21 protein-coding genes are annotated in these 26,132 nt (G+C 65.8%); 8 read left to right on the top strand and 13 right to left on the bottom strand.

Annotated features, from left to right (window positions below):
* Positions 1 to 51 precede the first annotated feature (51 nt).
* On the bottom strand, positions 52 to 1,110 hold the full coding sequence (queA, locus tag EVC45_RS05310; protein ID WP_129956982.1) for a tRNA preQ1(34) S-adenosylmethionine ribosyltransferase-isomerase QueA: 1,059 nt from the start codon (positions 1,108 to 1,110) through the stop codon (positions 52 to 54).
* Between the two features lie 205 nt (positions 1,111 to 1,315).
* Between queA and recG the strand changes: the two genes are divergently transcribed.
* The 6 genes from recG (at position 1,316) to ubiA (ending at position 8,643) form a co-directional block, all read left to right on the top strand.
* A complete protein-coding gene (gene recG, locus EVC45_RS05305; protein ID WP_129956981.1) occupies positions 1,316 to 3,676 on the top strand; it encodes an ATP-dependent DNA helicase RecG in 2,361 nt (786 codons plus the stop codon).
* Between the two features lie 134 nt (positions 3,677 to 3,810).
* Positions 3,811 to 4,770: a LysR substrate-binding domain-containing protein gene (locus EVC45_RS05300; RefSeq protein ID WP_129956980.1), complete on the top strand. Its 960-nt coding sequence runs from the start codon at positions 3,811 to 3,813 to the stop codon at positions 4,768 to 4,770.
* Positions 4,771 to 5,180: 410 nt separating this feature from the next.
* Positions 5,181 to 6,641 (top strand): catalase, encoded by a 1,461-nt coding sequence (locus EVC45_RS05295; RefSeq protein WP_129956979.1) that lies wholly within the window; start codon positions 5,181 to 5,183, stop codon positions 6,639 to 6,641.
* An 89-nt stretch (positions 6,642 to 6,730) separates the two neighbouring features.
* The gene (locus tag EVC45_RS45525; protein ID WP_168991411.1) at positions 6,731 to 6,895 is read left to right on the top strand and encodes a hypothetical protein; all 165 of its coding nucleotides are present in this window, start codon (positions 6,731 to 6,733) and stop codon (positions 6,893 to 6,895) included.
* A 153-nt stretch (positions 6,896 to 7,048) separates the two neighbouring features.
* Positions 7,049 to 7,546, top strand: coding sequence for a Dps family protein (locus EVC45_RS05290; RefSeq protein WP_129956978.1), 498 nt, complete (start codon positions 7,049 to 7,051; stop codon positions 7,544 to 7,546).
* A 233-nt stretch (positions 7,547 to 7,779) separates the two neighbouring features.
* Complete coding sequence (gene ubiA / locus EVC45_RS05285; RefSeq protein ID WP_129956977.1) at positions 7,780 to 8,643, top strand: 4-hydroxybenzoate octaprenyltransferase; 864 nt, start codon at positions 7,780 to 7,782, stop codon at positions 8,641 to 8,643.
* Positions 8,644 to 8,776: 133 nt separating this feature from the next.
* Here the strand turns inward: ubiA and proC are convergent, their stop codons facing one another.
* From proC to EVC45_RS05255, 6 genes are all read right to left on the bottom strand, one after another.
* Entirely contained in the window at positions 8,777 to 9,592 is an 816-nt protein-coding gene (gene proC, locus EVC45_RS05280; protein ID WP_129956976.1) for a pyrroline-5-carboxylate reductase, read from the bottom strand.
* Between the two features lie 84 nt (positions 9,593 to 9,676).
* A complete protein-coding gene (locus tag EVC45_RS05275; protein WP_129956975.1) occupies positions 9,677 to 10,399 on the bottom strand; it encodes a YggS family pyridoxal phosphate-dependent enzyme in 723 nt (240 codons plus the stop codon).
* A gap of 36 nt (positions 10,400 to 10,435) precedes the next feature.
* Complete coding sequence (gene glcF / locus EVC45_RS05270; protein WP_129956974.1) at positions 10,436 to 11,662, bottom strand: glycolate oxidase subunit GlcF; 1,227 nt, start codon at positions 11,660 to 11,662, stop codon at positions 10,436 to 10,438.
* Positions 11,663 to 11,670: 8 nt separating this feature from the next.
* On the bottom strand, positions 11,671 to 12,759 hold the full coding sequence (gene glcE / locus EVC45_RS05265) for a glycolate oxidase subunit GlcE (RefSeq protein WP_129956973.1): 1,089 nt from the start codon (positions 12,757 to 12,759) through the stop codon (positions 11,671 to 11,673).
* Positions 12,760 to 12,943: 184 nt separating this feature from the next.
* Positions 12,944 to 14,437 carry an FAD-linked oxidase C-terminal domain-containing protein gene (locus tag EVC45_RS05260; protein ID WP_129956972.1) on the bottom strand — a complete coding sequence of 498 codons (1,494 nt, stop codon included), beginning with the start codon at positions 14,435 to 14,437 and terminating at the stop codon, positions 12,944 to 12,946.
* Positions 14,438 to 14,592: 155 nt separating this feature from the next.
* Positions 14,593 to 16,011: an FAD-linked oxidase C-terminal domain-containing protein gene (locus EVC45_RS05255; protein ID WP_129956971.1), complete on the bottom strand. Its 1,419-nt coding sequence runs from the start codon at positions 16,009 to 16,011 to the stop codon at positions 14,593 to 14,595.
* A 231-nt stretch (positions 16,012 to 16,242) separates the two neighbouring features.
* On the opposite strand from EVC45_RS05255, the gene EVC45_RS05250 reads away from it, so the two are divergent.
* Entirely contained in the window at positions 16,243 to 16,797 is a 555-nt protein-coding gene (locus EVC45_RS05250; protein ID WP_129957066.1) for a cob(I)yrinic acid a,c-diamide adenosyltransferase, read from the top strand.
* Positions 16,798 to 16,851: 54 nt separating this feature from the next.
* On the opposite strand, the gene EVC45_RS05245 is transcribed toward EVC45_RS05250, so the two are convergent.
* The 3 genes from EVC45_RS05245 to aroG all read right to left on the bottom strand — a co-directional run bounded on the left by EVC45_RS05245 (position 16,852) and on the right by aroG (position 18,803).
* Positions 16,852 to 17,184 carry a helix-turn-helix domain-containing protein gene (locus EVC45_RS05245; RefSeq protein WP_008923434.1) on the bottom strand — a complete coding sequence of 111 codons (333 nt, stop codon included), beginning with the start codon at positions 17,182 to 17,184 and terminating at the stop codon, positions 16,852 to 16,854.
* Entirely contained in the window at positions 17,181 to 17,525 is a 345-nt protein-coding gene (locus EVC45_RS05240) for a type II toxin-antitoxin system RelE/ParE family toxin (RefSeq protein WP_129956970.1), read from the bottom strand. The genes EVC45_RS05245 and EVC45_RS05240 overlap by 4 nt, the downstream gene beginning before the upstream one ends.
* Before the next feature lie 204 nt (positions 17,526 to 17,729).
* Complete coding sequence (gene aroG / locus EVC45_RS05235; protein ID WP_129956969.1) at positions 17,730 to 18,803, bottom strand: 3-deoxy-7-phosphoheptulonate synthase AroG; 1,074 nt, start codon at positions 18,801 to 18,803, stop codon at positions 17,730 to 17,732.
* Positions 18,804 to 18,862: 59 nt separating this feature from the next.
* Here aroG and EVC45_RS45520 point away from each other — a divergent pair, with 59 nt between their 5' ends.
* Positions 18,863 to 19,033, top strand: coding sequence for a hypothetical protein (locus tag EVC45_RS45520; protein WP_168991410.1), 171 nt, complete (start codon positions 18,863 to 18,865; stop codon positions 19,031 to 19,033).
* Between the two features lie 110 nt (positions 19,034 to 19,143).
* On the opposite strand, the gene tldD is transcribed toward EVC45_RS45520, so the two are convergent.
* From tldD to EVC45_RS05220, 3 genes are all read right to left on the bottom strand, one after another.
* Complete coding sequence (gene tldD, locus EVC45_RS05230) at positions 19,144 to 20,610, bottom strand: metalloprotease TldD (RefSeq protein ID WP_129956968.1); 1,467 nt, start codon at positions 20,608 to 20,610, stop codon at positions 19,144 to 19,146.
* 88 nt (positions 20,611 to 20,698) lie between these two features.
* Positions 20,699 to 21,562, bottom strand: a complete 864-nt coding sequence (locus EVC45_RS05225; RefSeq protein WP_129956967.1) for a carbon-nitrogen hydrolase family protein — start codon at positions 21,560 to 21,562, stop codon at positions 20,699 to 20,701.
* Positions 21,563 to 21,772: 210 nt separating this feature from the next.
* Positions 21,773 to 26,023, bottom strand: coding sequence for a YhdP family protein (locus EVC45_RS05220; RefSeq protein ID WP_129956966.1), 4,251 nt, complete (start codon positions 26,021 to 26,023; stop codon positions 21,773 to 21,775).
* Between the last annotated feature and the right edge of the window lie 109 nt (positions 26,024 to 26,132).

Here is a 26,132-nt window from a genome sequence, read left to right as displayed (position 1 = left end):
TCGCGGCGGCTAGGAAAACTGCCGATACGTTGCAACAGTACTTGAGCCGGCTCAGGCATCGCGCCGCGTGAGCAGCATCGCGTCGCCGTAGCTGAAAAAGCGGTAGCGCTCGTCGATCGCATGACGATACGCGGCGCGAATCGTCTCGACTCCCGCAAACGCCGACACCAGCATCAGCAGCGTCGACTTCGGCAAATGGAAGTTCGTGACCAGCCGGTCGACCACGCGGAACCGGTAGCCCGGCGTGATGAAGATGTCGGTTTCCGCGCTCGCCGCGGCGAGTGGGTGGCCGGCGGCTTCGGCGTCGCGCGCGGCGGCTTCGAGGGCGCGCATCGAGGTCGTGCCGACCGCGATCACGCGGTTGCCGCGCGCTTTGGTCGCGGCGATCTTGTCCGCGAGCGCTTGCGGCAGGTGATACCACTCGCTGTGCATCTTGTGCTCGGCGATGTTTTCGACCCGCACCGGCTGGAACGTGCCCGCGCCGACGTGCAGCGTCAGCGTGGCGCGTTCGACGCCATGCGCGTCGAGCCGCGCGAGCAGCGCGTCGTCGAAGTGCAGGCCGGCGGTCGGCGCGGCGACCGCGCCCGGGTTCTGCGCGAACACCGTTTGATAGCGGGTTTCGTCGGTCGCGTCGGGATCGTGCTCGATGTACGGCGGCAGCGGCAGACGACCGTACTGCTCGATCAGCATCAGACAGTCGTCGGGGAAATGCAGCGTGTAGAACTGATCGACGCGCTCGCCGACCGTGACGTCGAACGCATCCGCGAGACGGATCGTCGTGCCCGCCTGCGGGCTCTTGCTCGCGCGGATCTGCGCAAGCGCGCTGCGCTCGCCGGTCAGGCGCTCGACCAGCACTTCGACCTTGCCGCCGCTCGCCTTCTGGCCGAAGAAGCGCGCCTTCAGCACTTTGGTGTCGTTGAACACGAGCAGATCGCCCGGCGCGACGCACCCGGGCAGCTCGGTGAAGCGGCGGTCGATCAGGCGCGCGGCGCCATCGGCGGCGCCTGCGGGGTCCACGTCGAGCAGACGGCTTGCGCTGCGCTCGGGCAGCGCGACTTGCGCGATCAGCTCGGGCGGCAGATCGAAATCGAAATCGGAAAGCGTAAACATGCGAACGACTGGAAGCGGGTTGGGACTGATTTGGGACTGAATTGGGACTGAATTGAGCCGAAGCCGGAGCCGGGCGGCTATGATGGCGGGACGCCGAAGCGGCCCGCACGCGCCCTGTGCCGCATCCTGATGACGCTGGACGCGCGAAGGGCGGCACGACTCATTATTTTCGACAGCAGCCGATATTGTACTTGCGAAGCAGCCTATGCCTTTGTCCGACCGCCGATCGTCCGTTGCCACCCTCGAAGCGGGCGCCGAACCGCGGCGCCGCGGTGCGCGAGCGGAGGCGGGCGAACGGGATGCGGTGGAAGGCGGCCCGCATGGTGACATGACGGCGACTGGCCACGATTTCGGGCGCGATGGCGACCATGCCGGTGGCGCCGCGGGCGACCCTCCCGATGAATTCGCAGCCGATCCCGCAAGCGGCGACAAACCCACCGCCAAGACCAAAGCCACAGCCGCATCCTCAGCGAAGGCCGCCGCCAAATCCGCTCCCAAAGCCCCGGTCAAAACCGCCGACAAGCTCGCCAAACTCGGTCTCACACGCGACATCGACCTCGTGCTGCATCTACCGATGCGCTACGAAGACGAAACCTCGCTGACGCCGATCGGCCACCTGCTGCCGGGCGGTGTCGCGCAAACCGAAGGCGTGGTGTTCGACAACGAGATCGCGTATCGCCCGCGCCGGCAGCTGCTCGTGAAGCTGCGCGACGCCGACGGCGACGAGCTGGTGCTGCGCTTTCTGAATTTCTACGGCTCGCAGGTCAAGCAAATGGCGCTCGGCGCGCGCCTACGCGTGCGCGGTGACGTACGCGGCGGCTTCTTCGGCATGGAGATGGTGCATCCGGCCGTGCGCGTCGTCGATGAAGACACGCCGCTGCCGCAGGCGTTGACGCCGGTCTATCCGAGCACCGCGGGCGTGTCGCAGGCATATCTGCGCAAGGCGATCGATAACGCGCTCGCGCGCACGTCGCTGCCGGAACTGCTGCCCGCGTCGGTGGCGCGCGCGTTTCTCGAACCGCTCGGCGTGCCGGCGCTGATGGACGCGGTGCGCACGCTGCATCATCCGGGCGCGCAGTCGGACGAAACGGCGCTGATCGACGGCACACATCCGGCCTGGGTGCGCATCAAGTTCGAAGAACTGCTCGCGCAGCAGATGTCGCTGAAGCGCGCGCACGACGAGCGTCGCACGCGCGCCGCGCCGGCCATGCCGCGCCGCAAGCTCGGTGACGAAGCCGCGCTGGTCGCGCGTCTGCTGAAGGCGCTGCCGTTTTCGCTGACGGCCGCGCAGCAGCGCGTCGGCGGCGAGATCGCGCTCGATCTGACGCAGCCGCATCCGATGCAGCGGCTGTTGCAGGGCGATGTCGGCAGCGGCAAGACCATCGTCGCGGCGCTTGCCGCCGCGCAGGCGATCGACGCCGGCTACCAGGCCGCGCTGATGGCGCCGACCGAAATCCTCGCCGAGCAGCACGCGCGCAAGTTGCGCGGCTGGCTGGAGCCGCTTGGCGTGAGCGTCGCATGGCTCGCGGGCAGTCTGAAGACGAAGGAAAAGCGCGCCGCGATCGAAGCGGCCGCGCTCGGCACCGCGCAGCTGGTGATCGGCACGCACGCGATCATCCAGGATGCGGTCGAGTTCGCGCGCCTCGGGCTCGTGATCGTCGATGAACAGCATCGCTTCGGCGTCGCGCAACGGCTCGCGCTGCGCGCAAAGGCGCAGGGCGCAGCCGACGGCGCGGCGGACTTCCAGCCGCATCAGCTGATGATGTCCGCGACGCCGATTCCACGCACGCTCGCGATGACTTACTACGCGGACCTCGACGTCTCCACGATCGACGAACTGCCTCCCGGCCGCACGCCGATCCTCACGAAGCTCGTGTCCGACGCGCGCCGCGAAGAGGTGATCGGCCGCGTGCGCGAGGCGGCGCTGACGGGACGCCAGGTGTACTGGGTGTGTCCGCTGATCGAGGAAAGCGAGACCCTGCAGCTGCAAACCGCGGTCGAGACCTACGAGACGCTGGTGGCCGCGCTGCCCGAACTGAAGGTCGGGCTCGTGCACGGGCGCCTCGCGCCCGCCGAAAAGGCCGCGGTGATGGACGCGTTCACGCGCAACGAGATCCAGCTGCTGGTCGCGACCACGGTGATCGAAGTGGGCGTCGACGTGCCGAACGCGTCGTTGATGGTGATCGAGCATGCGGAGCGCTTCGGTCTCGCGCAGCTGCATCAGTTGCGCGGACGGGTGGGGCGCGGCAGCGCCGCGTCGGTGTGCGTGCTGCTGTACACCGGGCCGCTGTCGATGACCGCCCGCGCCCGTCTGCAAACGATGCGCGAAACCACCGACGGCTTCGAGATCGCCCGACGCGACCTCGAAATCCGCGGGCCCGGCGAATTTCTCGGCGCGCGGCAGTCGGGCGCGGCGATGCTGCGTTTCGCCGATCTGCAGAACGATCAGCACCTGATCGAGCCGGCGCGCGAGGCCGCCGCGATGCTGCTCGAGCAGTATCCGGACGTGGTCCTCCAGCATCTCGCGCGCTGGCTCGGCGCGCGTGAGCAGTATCTGAAAGCCTGATCTCGCCACTACTCGCGCCTCGTCATGCGCCGCGCATCTGCCCGCGGCAAGCGGACCGGCTAAAAGGTTGGCGAACCGACCCTATAGGTGTATAACTAGAACCTATCGAATTCATTGCGCTGATTGATCCCCGAATGACGCTCACCGAATTGAAATACATCGTGGCGGTGGCCCGCGAGCGGCACTTCGGCCGGGCCGCCGAAGCGTGTTTCGTCAGCCAGCCCACGCTGTCCGTGGCCATCAAGAAGCTCGAAGACGAGCTGAACGTGCAGATTTTCGAGCGCGGCACCAGCGAGGTCAGCGTCACGCCGATCGGCGAACAGATCGTCACGCAGGCGCAACGCGTGCTCGAGCAGACGCTCGCGATCAAGGAAATCGCCAAGCAGGGCAAGGATCCGCTGATCGGTCCGCTGCGCCTCGGCGTGATCTACACGATCGGGCCGTACCTGCTGCCCACGCTCGTCAAGCAGATGATCCAGCGCGTGCCGCAAATGCCGCTGATGCTGCAGGAAAACTACACGCTGAAGCTGATCGAGCTGCTCAAGCAGGGCGAAATCGACGTCGCGATCATGGCGCTGCCGTTTCCCGAAACCGGTTTGATGCTGCGCCCGCTGTACGACGAGCCGTTCGTCGTCGCGCTGCCGTCCGGTCACGCGTGGGAAAGCCGCGCGAAGATCGACCCTGACGACCTGAAGCAGGAAACCATGCTGCTGCTCGGCAGCGGCCACTGCTTCCGCGATCACGTGCTCGGCGTGTGCCCGGAACTGATGCGCTTTTCGCAGAACGCGGACGGCATCCAGAAGACTTTCGAGGGCTCGTCGCTCGAAACGATTCGTCATATGGTCGCGAGCGGCGTCGGTATTACCGTGCTGCCGCGCATGTCGGTGCACGAGGTCAAGCCGCATGCGGGCGGTATCGACGCGGGCCTGCTCAGCTACGTCGCGTTCGACGAGCCGGTGCCCGATCGCCGCGTCGTGCTGGCATGGCGCAAGAGCTTCACGCGCATGCCCGCGATCGACGCGATCTGCGAAGCCATCGCTGCCTGCGACCTGCCGGGCGTCAAAAAGCTCGATCTGCCCGCCGCCGTCAACTGACTCGCCGTTATCGCGCAGCCGCGCCGGGCACCGGGGCGGCAGGCCGCGAAAAGGGCGCAGACCCTATCGAATAGATTAAATTAATCAAATAAGAATATTCGATAGCTATTGCTATAGTTTCCTCCACGGATCGCCCGATCCCCTTATTCGATAAGGCTCAGCGCCTCGGCCCGTCGCTCGGGGCGTGAGACAAGCCAGGAGGAAAACAACATGCAAGCGGATTCACAGTCCATCCACGCTTTTCCCGCACAACCGGCCGCGACGGCCGCCGCTCCGAGTTTCCGCACGATCGCCGTGTCGTTGCTGGTCGACCGGGTGCTGGGCGCCTGACGTACCGACCGACGACGGCATCCGCCGCCCGGATGCCTCGCACTTCCCTCTGATTCGACCAAGACCACGCAGGAGCACCCATGTCAGAACGTAAGCTCACCAACGCCGCCGGCGCGCCCGTCGCCGACAACCAGAACTCGATGACCGCCGGTCCGCGCGGACCGGTCGTGCTACAGGACGTCTGGCTGCTCGAAAAGCTCGCGCACTTCGATCGCGAAGTGATACCCGAGCGTCGCGTTCACGCGAAGGGTTCGGGTGCGTTCGGCACGCTGACGGTGACGCACGACATTTCGCGCTACACGAAGGCGCAGGTATTCGCGCAGGTCGGCAAGCAAACGCCGCTGTTCATGCGCTTTTCGACGGTGGCCGGCGAGCGTGGCGCGGCCGACGCCGAGCGCGACGTGCGCGGCTTCTCGATCAAGTTCTACACCGAGGACGGCAACTGGGACGTGGTCGGCAACAACACGCCGGTGTTCTTCATCCGCGATCCGCTGAAGTTTCCGGACTTCATTCATACACAGAAGCGTGATCCGTACACGAATCTGCGCAGCAACGTCGCCGCGTGGGATTTCTGGTCGCGTCATCCGGAGTCGCTGCATCAGGTGACGATTCTGATGAGCGATCGAGGTATTCCGAAGAACTACCGGCAGATGCACGGCTTCGGCTCGCACACGTACTCGTTCATCAACGCGAACGACGAGCGGTTCTGGGTCAAGTTCCACTTCAAGTCGCTGCAGGGCATCGAGAACTTCACCGACGCCGAAGCCGCCCAGGTGGTTGCCAACGACCGCGAAAGCGCGCAGCGCGATCTGGTGAACAGCATCGACGCGGGCAACTTTCCGAAGTGGCGCTTCGCGATTCAGGTGATGCCCGAAGCGGACGCGGCGAATTACCGCTTCAATCCGTTCGACATCACGAAGGTGTGGTCGCAGAAGGACTATCCGTTGATCGACGTCGGCACGATCGAACTGAACCGCAACGCGGCGAACTATTTCGCGGACGTCGAGCAGGCGGCCTTCACGCCGGCGAACGTGGTGCCGGGCATCGGTTTTTCGCCGGACCGTCTGTTGCAGGGTCGTCTGTTCTCGTACGGCGACACGCAGCGTTACCGGCTCGGCATCAATCATCACCAGATTCCGGTGAATGCGCCGCGCGTGCCGAACCCGCATTCGTTCCATCGCGACGGCGCGATGCGCACCGACGGCAATCTCGGCGGCAACGTGAATTACGAGCCGAATCGCTTCGGCGACTTCGCGCAGGATGCGAACGCGGCGGAGCCGCCGCTCGCGGCGGGGGCGGTCGCGCGTTACGAGCATCGCGAGGACGACGACTACTACACGCAGCCGCGCATGCTGTTCGCGCTGTTCGACGATGCGCAGCGTCAGCGTCTGTTCGGCAATATCGCGCGACATATCGACGGCGTGCCGCAGCAGATCGTCGCGCGTCAGATCGAGCATTTCCGCCGGGCCGATCCGGCTTACGCGCAAGGGGTGATCGCGGCGCTCGCCGTATTGCAGGAAGGCAGGAACCGCCAGGCGTGAGGTACGCGGCGGATCGCAACGCAGTAGCAATGTAATCGACGGCGCAGCGCATTGCTGCGTCCGTCACGAAACGAACCGGGAGTACGATCATGATCCAGATGATGATGGCAAGCATCGGCGCACCGGCCGCCGCGCGCGGCATGCAGATGCAGCGACAGGCGTTGATGTTGCGCAAGGCGGTGGGCCTTGCGATCGTCGCGAGCGGCTTTGCGGTGCTCGCCGCGCAGGCGTTGCAACACACGCTGGGCGGCTGACGCGGTGCCGCCGGAATGGCGGCGCAGCAAGGCTTTCAAGCGCGTCTCACGCAAGCGTTGCAGCATTTCACGCTACACTGTCGAACGTTTGATCTCTGTTTCTGCAGACCGTCATCTGTCGACCGGTTCGTATCACTCTTCGAAGGAGTCATCATGGCCAAGAAAGAAGCCGCCGCAGCAGTTCAGCACGTCAACATCGGCATCAGCGACAAGGATCGCAAGAAGATCGCCGAAGGGCTGTCGCGTCTGCTCGCCGACACGTACACGCTGTACCTGAAGACCCACAACTTTCACTGGAACGTCACGGGTCCGATGTTCAACACGCTGCACCTGATGTTCGAAACGCAGTACACCGAACTTGCACTCGCGGTCGACTCGATCGCCGAACGCATCCGCGCGCTGGGCGTGCATGCGCCGGGCAGCTACAAGGAGTTCGCGAAGTTGTCGTCGATCCCCGAAGCGGATGGCGTACCGGCCGCGGAAGACATGATCCGCCAGCTCGTGGAAGGTCAGGAAGCCGTGGTACGCACCGCGCGCGCGATTTTCCCGTCGACGGAAGCCGCCAACGACGAGCCGACCGCCGACCTGCTCACGCAACGTATGCAGACGCACGAAAAGACCGCGTGGATGCTGCGCTCGATGCTCGCCTGATCTGGAGCGGCTGAGCCGGTCGAATCACGTTTGATGTCGGCGCGGGTAACGCCCACGCCGCGCTGAAACGGCACAAGCCTCCCTACGCGGGGGGCTTTGTTTTTTGCGCTGCCGTCGCGTGATACGCAGGTGCGCGAGCGTTGGGTGTCGACATGCTATCGCGCGAATCCAGGGCCGTCGCGCGCTTCCCGTAAAATAGGCGCACCGTGTTCGCACTTCACCGAATTCGTCCCATGTTCGCCCGACTTCCCCTGTATCTGCGCCTCGTGCGCATGGACAAGCCGATCGGCAGCCTGCTGCTGCTGTGGCCGACGCTCAACGCACTGTGGATCGCTTCCGGCGGTCATCCGTCGTGGCAATTGCTGGTGATCTTCACGCTCGGCACGGTGCTGATGCGCTCGGCCGGCTGCGCGATCAACGACTACGCGGACCGCGATTTCGACCGTCACGTGAAGCGCACCGAAAACCGGCCGATCACGTCGGGCAAGATCAATGCGTGGGAAGCGGTCGTGCTGGCTACGGTTCTGTCGCTGATCGCGTTCCTGCTGATCCAGCCGCTCAATGCATTGACCAAGGAGTTGTCGGTGGTCGCGCTGTTCGTCGCCGGCACGTACCCGTTCATGAAGCGCTTCTTCGCGATTCCGCAGGCGTATCTGGGCATCGCGTTCGGCTTCGGCATTCCGATGGCGTTCGCCGCGGTGCAGGACCACGTGCCGCTGCTCGCGTGGGTGATGCTGGTCGCGAACATCTTCTGGGCCGTCGCGTACGACACCGAATACGCGATGGTCGATCGCGACGACGACATCAAGATCGGCATCCGCACGTCGGCGCTGACCTTCGGCCGTTTCGACGTGGCCGCCGTCATGCTGTGCTATGCGGTGACGCTCGGGATTTACGTCGGCATCGGCCTGACGCTCGGGTTTGGTCCGCTGTACTGGCTCGGCTGGGCGGTCGCGGTGGGTTGCGCGATCTATCACTACACGCTGATCCGTGGTCGCGAGCGCATGCCGTGCTTTGCCGCGTTCCGTCACAACAACTGGCTCGGCGGCGCGTTGTTCGCGGGGATCGCCGCGCATTACCTGATCACTTCGTTCTGATTCGCGCCAGCGCTTTGCTGGCTTCGAATCGCTGCTGTTTCTACACGCCGTAGGCGTCCGTCCGGATTAGATAAAAGGACAGTCGCGCTACGGCGTGTTTGTTTCTGCTGCTTCTTTGCGATGCCGCTTCGTTTTACTGCTTGCCGAACTCGTCGCCCATCTCGCGCGCCCGCGCGTCGGCGGCCAGTGCGCCGCGCACGATCGCATCCTTGATGCCGCTCGCTTCGAACGAGGCGAGCGCCGCCGCGGTCGTGCCGCCTTTCGAGGTCACGCGCTCGCGCAGCACGTTCAGCGGCTCGTCGGAATTGGCCGCGAGTTGCGCGGCGCCCGTGAACGTCGCGACCGCGAGTGCGCGCCCCTGCGCTTCGTCCATACCGAGCTGGCGTGCGGCTTCCTGCAGCGCTTCGATGAAATAGAACACGTAGGCCGGCCCGCTGCCCGAGATCGCGGTGACCGCGTCGATCTTCGCTTCGTCGTCGAACCAGACGGTTTCGCCGACCGCGCCGAGCACCTGCGACGCGAGCGCGCGGCCCGCTTCGTCGACGCTGCTGCTGGCGACGAGACCCGTCACGCCCATGCCGATCAAGGCCGGCGTATTCGGCATCACGCGCACGATGCGGCTGTGGCCACCGAGCCAGCGCGACATGTCGCCGATGCGAATGCCCGCGACGATGCTGACGATCAGTTGCGACTCGCGCAGATGCGGCGCCACCGTTTCGGCGACGCTCTTCAGGATCTGCGGCTTCACCGCGAGCACGACCGCGTCGTAGTCGGCGAGTGCGCTGTCTGCGGCCGCACCGGTGCGGATGCCGAATTGCTGCTCGTTGCGCTTGCGCGCGTCTTCGTTCGGATCGATCGCGTACAGGTCCGTGGGCGCGACGCCCCGCTTGATGAGGCCGCCGATCAACGCCGCGGCCATATTGCCGCCGCCGATAAACGCAATTTTCATGATGGTCCGGATAGGTTCAGGTGAGATGCGAAAATGCGATGAGGGCTTTGCGCAGCCAGACTCGCGCGAGGCCCGTGGAAAAGCTCAGCGCGAGTAATCGCGCGCGCCGAAGATCGCGGTGCCGACGCGCACGATCGTCGCGCCTTCGAGCACGGCCGCTTCGAGATCGGCCGACATGCCCATCGACAGCGTATCGAGCTCGAGCCCGTCGTTACGCAAGCGCTCGAACAGCGCGCGCAACTGCCGATGCGGCGCGCGTTGTGCTTCGAGATCGCCGGCCGGTTCGGGAATCGACATCAGTCCGCGCAGCTTCAGCTTCGGCAGCGCGGCAATCTGTTGTGCGATGGCGACCGCTTCGTCGATGGCGACGCCACTCTTCGACGCTTCGCCGCTGACGTTGACCTGCAGGCAGACGTTGAGCGGCGGCAGATTGTCGGGGCGCTGCTCCGACAGTCGCTGCGCGATCTTCAGCCGATCGACCGAATGCACCCAGTCGAAATGCTCGGCGACGGGCCGCGTCTTGTTCGATTGCAGCGGCCCGATGAAATGCCATTCGAGCGATGCACGCAGATCGGCGAGCGTCTGGATCTTGTCGAGCGCTTCCTGCACGTAGTTCTCGCCGAACGCGCGCTGACCGGCCGCATGAGCGGCGCGCACCGCATCGGCGGGAAAGGTCTTGGAGACCGCGAGCAGCATCACGGACTGCGCATCGCGGCCGGCCGCTTGCGCGGCCCTGGCGATGCGCTCGTGCACGTCGGCGAGATTGTGAGTCAGATGGTCGGCGAGACTGTGAGGCAGATCGGACATGGGACGAACCGGTGTTCAGCGAAGACGATGCTCCGATTATACGGACAGCATGTGCTCGACCAATTCGATCCAGTGCGCGACCGGCGTCGACGTGCCGCTTTGCAGATGCGCGATGCAGCCGACGTTCGCCGACACGATCACCTGCGGCTCCTGCGCCTGCAAACGCTCGAGCTTCTGATCGCGCAGCGCGTACGACAGGCGCGGCTGCATCAGCGAGTAGGTGCCGGCCGAGCCGCAGCACAGATGGCTATCGGCGGGCAGGCGCACTTCGACGCCGAGCGCGCCGAGCAGTTGCTCGACCTTGCCGCGAATCTGCTGGCCATGCTGCAGCGTGCAGGGCGGATGAAACGCGACCGTGTGCACCGAGCGGCGGCGCGTGATCGCGACGAGCTGTTCTTCGAACTCGGGCAGGATCTCGGCGACGTCGCGCGTCAGTTCGACGATGCGGCGCGCTTTCTCCGCATAGTTGGGATCGTGGCGCAGCAGGTGCGCGTATTCCTTGACCGTCGCGCCACAGCCTGACGCGTTCATCACGATCGCTTCAACCCCTTGTTCGACGTAGGGCCACCAGGCGTCGATGTTCGCGCGCAGGTCGTCGAGCGCTTCGTCGTGGTAGCCGAGGTGCAGGCGAATCGCGCCACAGCAGCCGGCTTCGGGCGCGACCAGCGTTTCGATGCCGAGCGCGTCGAACACGCGCGCGGTCGCGATGTTGACGTTCGGCATCATCGACGGTTGCACGCAGCCCGCGAGCATCAGCACCTTGCGTTCGTGTTTTGCGCTCGGCCATTCGAGCGGACGTTGTCGCGCGGGCACCTTGTCGCGCAGCTTCTTCGGCAGCAGGCCGCGCACGTGCTGACCGAGGCGCATCGCGGGCGAGAAGATCGCGCTGTTCGGCAGCACGCTCGCGAGCAGCCGCCGCATCAGCCGCTGATTGAGCGGCCGCGTCACTTTCTCTTCGGTGAGCTTGCGGCCGATCTCGACGAGGCGCCCGTATTGCACGCCCGACGGGCAGGTCGACTCGCAATTGCGGCAGGTCAGGCAGCGGTCGAGGTGAACCTGCGTGCTGCGCGTGACCGGCGCGCCTTCGACCATCTGTTTGATCAGATAGATGCGCCCGCGCGGGCCGTCAAGCTCGTCGCCGAGCAGTTGGTAGGTCGGGCAGGTGGCCGTGCAGAAACCGCAATGCACGCATTTGCGCAGGATGGCGTCCGCTTCGTTGCCATCGGGCGTATTGCGAATGAAGTCCGCGAGGTTGGTTTGCATCGCGTCGCTCAGAAGTCGGAGTAGAGACGGCCGCGGTTGAAGATGCGGGCCGGGTCGAATGCGTGTTTGAGGCCGCGATGGATTTTCATCAGCGGCGCGGGCAGCGGGGTGAATACGCCGGCGCTGCGGTCATAGCCGTGGCCGCTGCGGAAAATAGTGGCGTGGCCGCCCGCCTGCTTCGCGCTGATGCGCACGGTTTGCGCGTCGGTGTCGGTGATCCACCAGCGCTGGCCGCCGCCCCATTCCATCAGTTGCGCGCCGGGCAGTTGCAGCGGCTCGGTGATCGACGGCAGCGCGAGACGCCACAGCGCGGCCTTCGGCGGAATGCCCGCGAAAAACGAATCGGTCTGTTCGCGCAGGCCGGCCCAGAAGCGTTCGGCTTCGACCGCATCGACGACTTCGCCGCCGAGCCCGGTGCGCGCGGACTTGACCGCGGCTTCCGCGCCGCCGAGCCGCACCGCGAGCGTGCCGTTGCGCCATGCGCTAGCGGTGATCGGCAGCGGCCGGCCGCCCCATTCGTTGAGCTTGCGGACCGCGTCGGTGCCGTTCATGTCGAACTTCAGCGTGGCTTCGACCTGCGGCCGCGGCAGCACTTTGACCGACAGCTCGAGGATCAGCCCGAGCGTGCCGAGCGAGCCCGCGAGTAGCCGCGACACGTCGTAACCCGCGACGTTCTTGACGACCTGGCCGCCGAAGTGCAGCACCTGGCCCTGGCCGTTCATCACGACGGCACCCAGCACGAAGTCGCGCGCGGCGCCGACGGCCGGCCGGCGCGGCCCCGAAATGCCCGCGGCGATGCAGCCGCCGAAGGTGGCTTGCGGACCGAAGTGCGGCGGCTCGAACGGCAGCATCTGGTCGTGCTCGGCGAGCGCGGCTTCGATTTCCAGCAGCGGTGTTCCCGCGCGCGCGGTGATCACGAGCTCGGCCGGATCGTACGCGATGATGCCGCGATAAGCGCGCGTGTCGAGGATCTCACCTTCCAGCGTCTGGCCATACCAGTCCTTGGTGCCGCCGCCGCGGATGCGCACCGCGCGTCCCTCGGCGCTGGCCGAACGCACGCGTTCGGACCATACGGCGACGATGTCGTCCTCTTCCATGGTGTCCTGCTCGTTGTGTTTCGTTTGATTGTACCGGGCGGCGGCACGCTGGCAAGCCGGAGCGCACCCGCACTACGGGGCGCGGCGCATCGGTCTGAAGGGGACTGCGCAAAATGCCGCGCACGCCGCGCCGGTATCGGCGCGGACGCGGCGAACGGCGGATGCGCGATGCAAACGCCCGCCGCTAGAAGCGCGGCAGCTCGGGATGAGGCAGCAGCCCGCCGCGCACGTGCATCTTGCCGTATTCGGCACAGCGCGCCCGCGTTGGAATACCCTTGTCGGGGTTCAACAGGCCGGGCGCGTCGAATGCTCGCTTGACCGCGTGGAACGTGTCGCGCTCCTCGGGCGAGAACTGCACGCACATCGAATTGATCTTCTCGATGCCGACGCCATGCTCGCCCGTCACCGTGCCGCCCAGCTCGACGCAAGCTTCGAGGATGTCGCTACCGAACAACTCGGCGCGATGCCACTCGTCCTGGTCGTTGCCATTGAACAGGATCAGCGGATGCATGTTGCCGTCGCCGGCATGGAACACGTTGATGCAGCGCAGCCGGTACGTCTTCTCCATTTCCTCGATGCGCGCGAGCAGCGGCCCGATACTGCGGCGCGGCACAGTGCCGTCCATGCAGTAGTAGTCCGGCGAGATGCGGCCGGCCGCCGGAAACGCGTTCTTGCGCCCGGACCAGAAGCGCAGGCGCTCGGCTTCTGTGCGCGAAATCTGGATACGGGTCGCGCCGTGCTCGCGCAGCACCGCGGTCATGCGCACGATCTCGGCCGCGACTTCCTCGGGCGTGCCGTCCGATTCGCACAGCAGGATCGCCGCCGCGTCGAGGTCGTAGCCTGCGTTGACGAACTCCTCGACCGCGCGCGTGGCGGGCTTGTCCATCATTTCGAGGCCGGCCGGGATGATGCCCGCCGCGATGATGCCCGCCACGGCGTCGCCGCCTTTGACGACGTCGTCGAAGCTGGCCATGACGACCTGCGCCATTTGGGGCTTCGGGATCAGCTTGACGGTGACTTCGGTGACGATCGCGAACATGCCCTCGCTGCCGATCAGCACCGCGAGCAGATCGAGCCCCGGCGAGTCAGGTGCGAGCGAGCCGAATTCGACGATCTCGCCTTCCATCGTGACCGCGCGCACGCGCAGCACGTTATGCACGGTCAGGCCGTACTTCAGGCAATGCACGCCGCCCGAGTTCTCGGACACGTTGCCGCCGATCGTGCAGGCAATTTGCGACGACGGGTCCGGCGCATAGTAGAGGCCATACGGTGCCGCGGCTTCAGAGATCGCCAGATTGCGCACGCCCGGTTGCACGGTCGCGATACGCGCATACGAGTCGACCTCGACGATCTTGCGAAAGCGCGCGAGCGACACCACCACGCCGTGCCGGATCGGCATTGCGCCGCCGGACAGCCCGGTGCCCGCGCCGCGCGGCACGATGGGCACTTCGAGGCGATGGCAGATCTGCACGATGCGCTGCACCTGCGATTCGGTTTCCGGCAACGCCACGGCGAGCGGCAGACGCCGGTACGCGGCGAGGCCGTCGCATTCGTACGCGACGGTATCTTCCTCGCGATACAGCAGACAGTGGGTCGGCAATACGGCCATCAGCGCCTGCACGACTTCGCGCTGACGCTGCGCGAGGACTTCGGCCGACAGTTCAGCGGGTGCGTTCATGTGAGTTGTCTCCTCGTGGCTTGCGCCGGTCCGGCTTCGCGGTTCGAGCCGACGGTGTCGTGCGGCCTGCTTCGCGTCACTTGCGTATTCATCAGGCTGGCGCGGTTGCCGTTGGACGTTTCGGCGGCTCGCCGCGGCCAGCTTTGCAGCCTCGATCAAGCCGCCGCCCACGCGAAAATCTTGCCCGGGTTCATCAGATTGCGCGGATCGAGCGCGTGCTTGATCGAGCGCATCGTGTCGACCGCGACGTCGCCGTGCTCCTCGAGCAGAAAGCCCATCTTGTGCAGACCGACGCCATGCTCGCCGGTGCAGGTGCCGTCCATGCGCAGCGCGCGCTGCACGATGCGATGGTTCAGGCGCTCGGCCTCCTCGAGTTCTTCCGGCTTGTCGGGGTCGATCAGGATCGCGACGTGGAAGTTGCCGTCGCCGACATGGCCGACGATCGGGCAGGGCAGCGGCGACGCCAACAGATCCTGCTCAGTCTCAACTACGCATTCGGCGAGACGCGAGATCGGCACGCAGACGTCGGTGGTCACCGCGCGCGAGCCGGGCTTGAGTTGCAGCATCGCGAAATAGGCGTTGTGACGCGCGTTCCACAGCCGGCTGCGGTCTTCGGGGCGGGTCGCCCATTCGAAGCCTTCACCGGCATTCTGTGCGGCGATTTCCTGCACGAGTTCGGCCTGTTCCTTGACGCCGGCCTCGGTGCCGTGAAATTCGAAGAACAAGGTGGGTGCTTCGCGCAGCGTCAGATTCGAATGGCGATTGATCGAGCGGATCGCCAGCGAATCGACGAACTCGACGCGCGCAATCGGCACGCCGATCTGGATCGTCTCGATGACCGCACGCACCGCATCGCCCATCGACGGGAACGTGCACACCGCGGCCGACACCGCCTCCGGCTGCGGATAGAGGCGCAAGGTAATTTCGGTGATCACGCCGAGCGTGCCTTCCGAGCCGACGAACAGGCGCGTGAGGTCGTAGCCCGCCGACGATTTGCGCGCACGCGTGCCGGTCTTGATCACGCGGCCATCGGCGAGCACGACTGTCAGGCCGAGCACGTTCTCGCGCATCGTGCCGTAGCGCACGGCGTTGGTACCCGACGCGCGGGTCGCCGACATGCCGCCGATGCTCGCGTCCGCGCCCGGGTCGATCGGGAAGAACAGGCCGGTGTCGCGCAGCGCTTCGTTCAGTTGCTTGCGGGAGATGCCGGGCTCGACGGTGACCGTCAGGTCTTCGGCGTTGATCGACAACACCCGGTTCATTTCCGACAGATCGATCGACACGCCGCCTTGCACGGCAAGCAGATGTCCTTCGAGCGACGAGCCGTTGCCGTACGGAATGATCGGCGCGTCGTACTGGCCGCACAGCTTGACGGCGGTTTGCACGTCTTCGGTGGTACGCGCGAACACGACGGCGTCGGGCAGTTGCGGATCGAATGGCGATTCGTCGCGGCCGTGGTGCGCACGCACGGCTTCGGCAACGGACACCCGGTCGCCGAAAGCGGCTTTGAGCTGGTTCAACAATTCGGCGGGAAACGGCCGGCGTAGCGGCACCGGCGGTACGGGATGGTTCACGCGTGTCTCCATGCTTTGCGGTCGACCGGAGTTGGCGCTCGAGCGCTGACTCCGGTCCCATGAAAGTTTCTTTAGGTAGCAGCCTGTTTGCAGCAGCTGTTTCATTTTACGCCGTTCGCCCGCCAGGCGGCGCTGGGCCGGCTTCCGCTCATATAATGGCGGCGCTTTCGCGATGCGTGCAATATGGATAAACGTGGTGCGCGCATCGCCACCGAATGGATGGGAGACATCATGGGCAATCGCCTCAGCAAGATCGCCACTCGCACCGGCGACGACGGCACCACCGGTCTCGGCGACGGCCGCCGCGTGCGCAAGGACAGCGCGCGTATCGCCGCGATCGGCGACGTCGACGAACTCAATTCGAATCTCGGCGTGTTGTTGTGCGAGAACCTGCCCGAGAACGTACGCGCGGCGCTGGTCGCAATCCAGCACGACCTGTTCGATCTGGGCGGCGAGCTGTGCATTCCCGGTCACACGATGATTACCGGGCAGCATCTCGCGCAGCTCGACGGCTGGCTCGCCGACTACAACGCCGGGCTGCCGCCGCTGAAGGAATTCATTCTGCCGGGCGGTTCGCGCGCGGCCGCGCTCGCGCATGTGTGCCGCACCGTTTGCCGCCGCGCGGAGCGCGCGATCGTCGCGCTTGGCGAACACGAGGCGCTGAACGCGGCGCCGCGTCAGTACGTGAACCGGCTGTCCGATCTGTTATTCGTGCTGGCGCGCGTGCTCAATCGCGCGGACGGTGGCACCGACGTGCTGTGGCAACACGATCGCGGCGCACCTTGAATGGCGACGCACATGCGCGTCTAGAGACGCACGGTGCTTCGCATGAGCCGACGCTCAACCGACGGCGAGCGTGACCGGCTTGCCGATGCGGCTCAGCATTTCCACGAGCGTGTCGATCGTGAACTTGGTGGTTTTCTTGTTGACGACGTCGGACACGCGCGGGCGCGACACCATCAGAATTTCGGCTGCCTCGGCCTGCTTCAGATGATGCTGTTCGATCCACGTGGACAGCTCGGTCATCAGCTGTTCCTTGAGCAGCCGCGTGTCGTTGATCTGCTTTTGCGACGCTGCGTGAAGGCGCTTGGCTTCCTCGGCGGAAAAACCGAGTTCAAGGAACACGTTCGCGCCGGCTCGCGTTACGTGACGGATGTTGGTGTCGATCGTCATGGCTGGATGGTCCTGTAATGGGTGATGGCGCGGTAGCGCGTTTCGGCAATTTTTCTGTCGTGCGGGCCGAGCTTCCGTATTTTCTTCTGAAAGCAATGCAGTACGTATAGCGCTTCGGCGTATTTGGTCACGTACATCACGCGAAAAATGCCGTCCTCGTCTCTGATGCGGATTTCGCGCGTTCCCGCGCCGATCGAGTCGAACGGTTTCCAGTCGTCGGGATCGAGTCCTGACTGAATCTTGTGAAGCTGAAACCCGGCGAGACGACGGGCTTCATTGGGAAAGGCGAGCAAATCACGGTAGCTGGAGCCTAACCAGCGAATTTCTTTTTCCTGCTCCATCGCCACCTCATGTATAAAATCTTATACGCATTCTCCAACCCGGTCAAGTCGTGCAAGCGACCAGGCAACGAGCTATGACGATAGCGACGCGGCAGGCTCAGTACCATTCATCCGAATGGCCAATAAAAAAACCCGGTTCGACATCGAACCGGGTTCTTTCTACGGACTGCAGACAAGCCGCCGCAGTGGCGGCGAGGCAGGCGTTCAGTTGCCGCTACCGCGCGCGACGCGGCGCTGCTTGACCGCGTCGGCGAGGCCTTCGAGCACGGCGATGCTTTCGTCCCAACCGATGCACGCATCCGTAATGCTCTGGCCGTACGTGAGTTCGCGGCCTTCCTGCAGATCCTGGCGACCCGCGACGAGGTGCGACTCCACCATCACGCCGACGATTCGCTCATCACCCGCGGCGATCTGACGGCCGATGTCCGCGCACACCGGAATCTGGTTCTCGTGCTTCTTCGAGCTGTTCGCATGGCTCGCATCGATCATCAGACGCGCGGCGAGACCCGCCTTGCCGATGTCCGCGCAGGCCGCGTTGACGCTGTCGGCGTCGTAGTTCGGCGTTTTGCCGCCGCGCAGAATCACGTGGCAGTCCTCATTGCCCGCGGTCGAGACGATCGCCGAGTGGCCGCCCTTCGTGACCGACAGGAAATGGTGCGGCTGCGAGGCGGCCTTGATCGCGTCGACGGCGATCTTCACGTTGCCGTCCGTGCCGTTCTTGAAGCCGACCGGGCACGACAGTCCCGAAGCCAGTTCGCGGTGCACCTGCGATTCGGTCGTGCGTGCGCCGATCGCACCCCACGAAATCAGATCCGCGATGTACTGCGGGCTGATCATGTCGAGGTACTCGGTGCCGGCCGGCAGGCCGAGTTCGTTGATGCGCAGCAGCAGCTCGCGCGCGGTGCGCAGGCCTTCGTTGATCTTGAAGCTGTTGTCCATGTGCGGGTCGTTGATGAGACCCTTCCAGCCCACCGTCGTGCGCGGCTTTTCGAAGTACACGCGCATCACGACTTCGAGCTCGCCGGCAAAGCGCTTGCGCTGCTCGATCAGACGTCCCGCGTATTCGATCGCGGCCTTCGGATCGTGAATCGAGCACGGGCCGATTACGACGATCAGACGGTCGTCCATGCCGTGCAGAATGCGATGCATCGCGGTGCGCGAGTCGTAGATCACGTTGGATACCGTCTCGTCGCAGGCGAATTCGCGGATGAGGTGAGCGGGCGGCGTGAGTTCCTTCAATTCGCGGATGCGGACATCGTCGGTATTGTGCGGGGGCATGGTGTTCTCCTGAATCGGTTCGTAGCGTGTTCGCGCAGGTCAGATAGGGTTCGAAAAACGTGAGACGAAAAAAAACCGCCAGGCTGGCTGGCGGTTTTTCGGGAATTCTTGGTGTCCTGCGTGCACTAACACCCCTCTCGATCCGCCAGCGGTCTGAGATACCAAAAAAAGTAAAAATAAAACTTGGCGGACATGGCGAAGTGAATGCGTCGCTGGTCAAAAAAGGGTGACTGACTTTATAACCCGGTACGGGCTCGGCTGACAAGCCGGAGCGTCGAAAAATGCGGAATATCCGCACGCTTCGCGCGTTGCGTGCACGAAGCGTGCATTCTTCGCGAAATCAGGCCGTCCCGCCGACCGTCATCCGCTCGATGCGCAGCGTCGGCTGACCGACGCCCACCGGCACGCTCTGGCCTTCCTTGCCGCACACGCCGACACCCGAATCGAGCTTCATGTCGTTGCCGATCATCGTGACGTACTTCAGCGATTCCGGGCCGCTGCCGATCAGCGTCGCGCCCTTCACCGGATACGTGATCTTGCCGTTCTCGATCATGTACGCCTCGGAGGCCGAGAACACGAACTTGCCGTTCGTGATGTCGACCTGACCGCCGCCGAAGTTCACCGCATACAGGCCGTTCTTCACGGACGCGAGGATTTCCTGCGGGTCCTTGTCGCCGTTGAGCATGTACGTGTTGGTCATGCGCGGCATCGGCAGCGCCGCGTACGATTCGCGCCGCGCGTTGCCGGTGACCGGCATCTTCATCAGACGCGCGTTGAGCGTATCCTGGATGTAGCCCTTCAGGATGCCGTCCTCGATCAGCGTCGTGCACTGGGTCGGATTGCCCTCGTCGTCGATATTGAGGGAGCCGCGGCGGTTCGGCAGCGTGCCGTCGTCGACCACGGTGACGCCCTTCGCGGCGACCTGCTCGCCGATGCGTCCCGCAAACGCCGATGACCCCTTGCGGTTGAAGTCGCCCTCGAGCCCGTGGCCGATCGCCTCGTGCAGCAGCACGCCGGGCCAGCCCGGGCCGAGCACGACGGTCATCGCGCCGGCCGGCGCAGGACGCGCGTCGAGATTGACGAGGGCCGCGTGCACCGCGTCGTCGACGTAGCGCGACAGCACTTCATCGGTGAAATAGCCGTAGTCGAAACGCCCGCCGCCGCCGCCGCTGCCGATTTCGCGGCGGCCGTTCTGCTCGGCGATCACGGTGACCGATACGCGCACGAGCGGCCGGATGTCGGCCGCGAAGCCGCCGTCGCTGCGCGCGACCAGCACCACGTCGTATTCGCCGGCGAGGCCCGCCATCACCTGCTGGATGCGCGGGTCGCGGCCGCGCGCCATCTGCTCGATGCGCTCGAGCAGCTTGACCTTCGCGGTGGCGTCGAGCGAATGCAGCGGGTCGGACGGCAGGTACAGATCGCGCCCGGCGATGCCGGTCAGCGACGACGCCACCTTGATCTTCTGCTTGCCGCCGCCGGCCTTGGCGATCGCGCGCGTGGCGATGGCCGCCTGGCGGATCGCTTCGGGCGACAGGTCGTCCGAGTACGCGAACGCGGTGCGGTCGCCCGACACGGCACGCACGCCGACGCCCTGATCGATGCTGAAGCTGCCCGACTTCACGATGCCTTCCTCGAGACTCCACGCTTCGCTGCGGGTGGCTTGGAAGTACAGGTCCGCGTAGTCGACGCGGTGCGTGAAGATTTCGCCGAGCGTGCGGGTGAGCAGCGCCTCGTCGAGACCATAGGGCGTGAGGAGGATGTCCTTGGCGGCGGCGAGATTACGGATACCGGGTTCGATGATGTTCATGCGAAGTATGTTCTGTTCGATACGAAGGGGTCGGGGAGCGCCTGCTTCGGCATATGCGTGCCAGGCGCCGCAGTTTCAATGTCGGTTTTCAGGTCAGCACGCGATGACGCCATGCCGGCAGGCTCTGCCGCACTTCGTCGATGCGCGCGCGTTCGAGGTTGCCCGCGACCACGCCGGCGCCCTCGTCGCGCACCGCGACGATCTCGCCCCACGGGTCGATCAGCATGCTGTGGCCCCAGGTGCGGCGGCCGTTTTCATGTTTGCCGCCTTGCGCCGCGGCGAGCACGTAGCACTGGTTTTCGATCGCGCGGGTGCGCAGCAGCAGTTCCCAATGCGCGCGGCCGGTCGTGTAGGTGAACGCAGACGGCACGACGATCAGCGCGCAGTCGCCCATGCGCCGGTACAGCTCGGGAAAGCGCAAATCGTAGCAGACCGACAGGCCGACCCGCCCGAATGGCGCGTCGAAGCCTTGCACCGCGGTGCCGGGGCGGATCGTGCGCGCTTCGTCGAACGATTCATCGCCCTTTTCGAAGTTGAACAGGTGGATCTTGTCGTAGCGCGCGGCTTCGTTGCCGAGCGGGTCGAACACCAGCGTCGTGTTCAGTACGCGCGACGCCTCCGGCGCCATGAGCGGCAGGGTGCCGCCGATCACCCAGATCCGGTGGCGGCGCGCGGCGTCGGCGAGAAAGCGCTGGATCGTACCGTCCTGATACGGCTCGCGCACGGCGAGCTTGTCGGTGTCCTTGAAGCCCATGAAGCAGAAATACTCGGGTAGCAGCACGAGTTGCGCGCCGTCGGCGGCGGCTTCGGCGATCAGGCGCTCCGCGTCGGCGAGGTTGCGATCGCGATCCGGCGTGCTGACCATCTGCAGCGCGGCGACCCGGAAGGAGCTGGCCACAGGGCCGCTGGTCGTTGCGGGGGATGCCGATGAAGTGACTTGTGTTTCGCTCATGAACGTGTCGGAAGACTCCCGGCGGCCGGCGCTGTGGAGCGCGGGCACCGCATGCATGGTTCTGGGCTGGCTCGGCTGCTGTCGGCGCACTGGGTCGGCGCAGCTTCCTCGCAGGCTGGCTGGATGGTTCGGAGCGCGACGCCGGAGAAAGCGGGCCGAATCGGACGGACCTTTGGGTTGGCGCCGCCGGGCCCATCCAGGCGGCAAAACTCAGTGCGCTTCCACGGTCGAAGCCGGAACGTCAATCTTACCCCCTTCAGTCGTCACCCGCTCGACGAGCGGTTTCGACCACGAGCCGGTGATCGCATACTCGCGCGCGAATACGTGCGACACCCCTTGCGAGAACGCGATATCGGCGAACAGCGCGCCGAGGCCGATCAGCGGATTGACGACCGCGGCGGCGATCACCGCGGAGCCGGCGCTGATGGTCGGCACCACGTGCAGGTGCATGTCCTGAGTCTTTTGCGCGAGGTCGACCGAGCCCACCATCTCGACGCGCGCCGGCGCGGTCAACATCTTGAAGTTCTCGGTGCGGGCGATGCCGTCGTGAATCTGCGCGGTACCCGTCACGCTCGAGAACGGCAAGCCCTCGCCGATCACGTCGCGGAAATTGAGCGTGGCGATGCGCGCGAGGCTTTGCAGGCTCAGCACGCCGAGCAGTGTCGCGACGCCCGGATCGACCTTCAGGATCTGACCGTGGCGCAGATCGAGCGCGAGGTTGCCGTTCAGCGTCGAAAAGTCGATCGTGGTCGGGCCGCCTTGCCACACGGCCTTGCCCGAAACCGAGCCTGAGCCGTTTTTGAGCGTCTTCGGCAGACCGAAGCGCTCGAGCATCGCGCCGGCATCCTTGATGTCGAGCTTGAAGTCGAACACGGTGCGACGCGGCTTGGCCTCGTCGGCCGAGGTGGGCAGCTCGGTCGAGGTGCGCCAGTTCGCGGTCGCGGTCAACGTCGCGGTGGGGTTCGTCACGTCGAGCTTGTCGAGCTGCCAGACCGGCACGCCGTTCTCGTCGTAGTTGTGCGCATCGACTTCGAGCCGGCCGACGTTGCGATCGCGCACGATCAGCTCGTTTACGACCAGATCGATCGACGGCATGTTCAGCGCGGGCGCCGACATCGCCGGGCCGAGCAGGTCCTTGTCCTCGACCGACGGAATCACCACGCGCGCAAAGCGCGCCTGCAGCTCGCCCGGCGACTCGCGGGTCGCCCCCGGCAGCCACGATACGTGGCCGGACACCTGGTTCGACGCGATGTTCGCCTGCCACATGCGGTCCGTGTGCGACGCGCCGACGATCACGTTGTCCCAGTGCCGTTTGAGGAGCGTCAGCATGTCGATGTGCAGCGCGAAGCGATTCGGCAGGAACTGCGTGAGCACGGGATTCGGCGCGGCGGCGGGGGCGGCCGCGCTGCTCGCGCTGGCGGTGCTGCTGGAGGTATTGGCGCCGTTCACGCCATTCTCCGCCGCCGCGCTCGCGCGCAGCTCCGCGGCGAGCGCCCGCCAGGCGTCGGCATTGAACTCCTTGATGTCGACCGCGGCGACCACGCCCTCGGACGGCAGGTCGGCTGGCCGGTTCACGCCGATCGCGCCGCGCACGACGGTCGGTGGCGTACGCGGCTGCGCGTTCGGCTGATAGCGCAGCAGATACGCCGCGGCGACCGGCCCGAACGTCAGGTCGGCGCGTTCGAGGCCGGCTTCGCCCGGCAGCGTCGACGGATTGACCGAGAAGTGCAGCGGCATCGGCGTGCCAGGCTGCTTTTTGAACGGCGCTGGAAAATCGAGCCCGAGGCCGCTCAGATCGGAGTTGGCGCTGACTTCCGGCAGGCGGCCCTTCGCGCCGGAGACGTTCAGCGCATACGGCGCGCTGCCGCTCATATGCGCGAGCACCTGTGCGGTCGGGCCATGCAGATGCAGCTCGCGCGCGGCATCGACGGCGACGTGGCCATTGAGCGCGAGCGCGTACGTGCCGTCTTGCCGCAAGCCGCCGTTCGCATGCACGTCGCCGCCGAGGAACTGTCCGGAGAGCCGGTCCACCTGGGCCGTGTGCTCGGTGAAGCGCACCCGGCCGTTCAGCTGCGACAGCGGCGGCGCGTTGCTCACGCTCAGGCGATTGTTCTGGAAGCCGAGCGCACCTTCCACGCCGACATGCGGCATCGGCGTACGCGGGATCGTCAGCTTCAACGCGAGCGACGCCGGCCCTTCCGCGTTGATCTTTTCGGTCTGATGCCGCGCCATGATGCCGAGCGAGCTGCCGTTCACGTAGTCGAGCATGTCGGCGAGCGGGCCGCGGCCGTTACCCTGGATGGTCAGGTTCGAGGCTTTGGTGCCGAGGTCGTCGATGCGGCCGTTCACGTTGGTCACCGCAAAACGCTTGTAGCGTCCGCGGTCGATGTCGAAGCGCAGCACGTTCTGCTTCAGCTCGAACACGCCGTTGATACCGTCGAGCGCCGGCCAAACGTTTGGCGTGCCGTTGCGCATGGTGCGCGGCGGGAATGGCGTCGGATCGAACTTGCCGCCGGTGAACGGCGCGACGATGTGGAAGACGCCGGCGTCGGGGTCGCGCGCGTAGGGGAACTTGGTCAGGTCGCCATGGATTTCGATCGTGCCGCCCCGCGACACGCCGGCCTGCAAGCCGTGGCCCAGGTAAATGCGCAGCTTTTCGCTGACCGCGGTCGGCAGATAGCGGGCGATGCGCGTCACCTGCGCGCGCTGGAAGTCGGCTTTCAGGTCGAGCGCGCCACGGCCGTGGCCGGGATTGCTGTAGCTCGCGGTCGCGGTCGCGTCGACGTCGGGGTTCGACACGCGGAAATCGTTCAGCTTGACCGCGAACGCGGGACGCGTGTCACCCGGTGCCTTCGTCCCCATCGTCCACTCGGCGCGGCCTTGCAGGCGCGCGATCGTGAGACGCGGATCGTCGAACACGCCAGGCAGCGTGATCGCCACGTTGTTCGTGTCGAGGTTCGCGTGGCCGCCTTTTTCGTCGGCGTCGACGTTGCCCCACAGGTTTTCGATGCCGGGAACGCCGGCGCGCGGGTGGCCGCGCGGCGTGAGACCCGGACCCGGCTCCTGGGCGGCGAAGCTGATGCCCTGCAGATCGCCCTTGAAGCGATAACGCTCGATCGGTTCCGCGCCCGTCGGCCGATGGTCGCTGCCCACTTCACCGGATTCCGGCTTGTCGCGCTCGACCTCGATCACGTAGTCGGCGACGAGCCCGCGCGGATTGATGCGCACGAGTTCGTTCAGAAAATGCCGCGGCAACGGCAGCGCGCGGCTGAATTCGGCGAGGATGCCGAGATCGATGCGATCGCCGCTGACGCTCAGTAGCTGGCCACGCTGCTGTGACGCGGTCCGGTAGCGGCTGTCGAGGGTCCGGAAGCGCAGGATGCGGGTGAGCGGCGTGCCGTCGTCGAGCGCCGGCTGGCCAAGCTCGGCGCGCATGTCCGACAGGTGCAGCCGGTAGTCGCCTTCGTCTGCCTCGACGCGCCACAGAAAATTGGCGATCGGCACGAGCAGCTTCGGCTGGGTCGGGCGCACACGCATCGCGACGTCGTTGCCGCTCAACTGGCCGGTCGCCTGGGTCATGCGGCCTTCGCTGAAGTCGATCCAGATGGCATTGTCGATGCGGCCGGCGAACGTCTCGATCGGGAATTGGACGTAGCGCGCGAGCGTCGGCAGATCGACCGTGCCCGTCGACATGTACACCTGGCCGCTCCAGTTGATCGGCTTGCCGATCGCGGAGAGCGGCGCGTGGCGGAAGTGCGTGCGGAAGTCGAGCGGGCCTTTCAGCACCCGGCCATCGGGCGGCGCCTGCAGCGCCATGCGGTGATCGCGGCCGTCATTGAGAATCGCGATGCGGATGTCGCGCAGCGCCAGTTCGGGTTCGTGGCGCATCGCGTCGCGCCAGCGCAGCACGCCGCCGCGCACGACGATCGCCTGTTGACGCAACAGCCAGGTGGACAGCGCGTCGTTGCCGCTATGGCGCGTCGGCACCGGCACGCCGGCGACCGACAGCACGCCGTCGTCGCTACGCGACACCAGCACGTCCGGCTGATCGACGATCAGGCTCGACAGCGCGGGATGAAACTCCCACAGCGAGCGCCACGATACCGTCGCGGTGGCGTGCGGAATCGTCAGCGCGGGTTGGCCGTCGTGATCGCGGATGACGAGGTTCGTGACATCGAGCCCAGGCTGGAAGCCGCTCCAGTGCGGTGCGAGCCGGCCGATGGTGAACTGGGTGTGCAGCTTGTCGGAGACCGCGGCTTCGATGCGCGGGCGGAACATGTCGAGGCGCGGCAGCACCACATAGCGCAAACCCAGAAACAGTCCGCCCGCGATGAAATAGAGGACGAGCGCAAGTGCGGCGAGCACGTGCAACGTCCGACGCAGCACGAGGTGGTCGCTTCCGCTCACATGCCGGACCTGCGGTGGGGCTTGCGGGTCGGCGGATTCGTTTCGCTCGGACATGCTGCGGCGGCTGGGCGTATGGTAGTTTTGCGTGTTAACGACGAAATGTAACACACGGGAAAGCGTCGGCGGACTTCCTGCAAACCCTGTCCGACGGCCCGTGACGGGG

Origin of the sequence: Paraburkholderia sp. UYCP14C, assembly GCF_004197395.1 — a bacterium.
GTDB lineage: Bacteria > Pseudomonadota > Gammaproteobacteria > Burkholderiales > Burkholderiaceae > Paraburkholderia.
The sequence above is the reverse complement of the archived record's forward strand: the minus strand, read 5'-3'. Positions and strand labels throughout refer to the sequence as shown.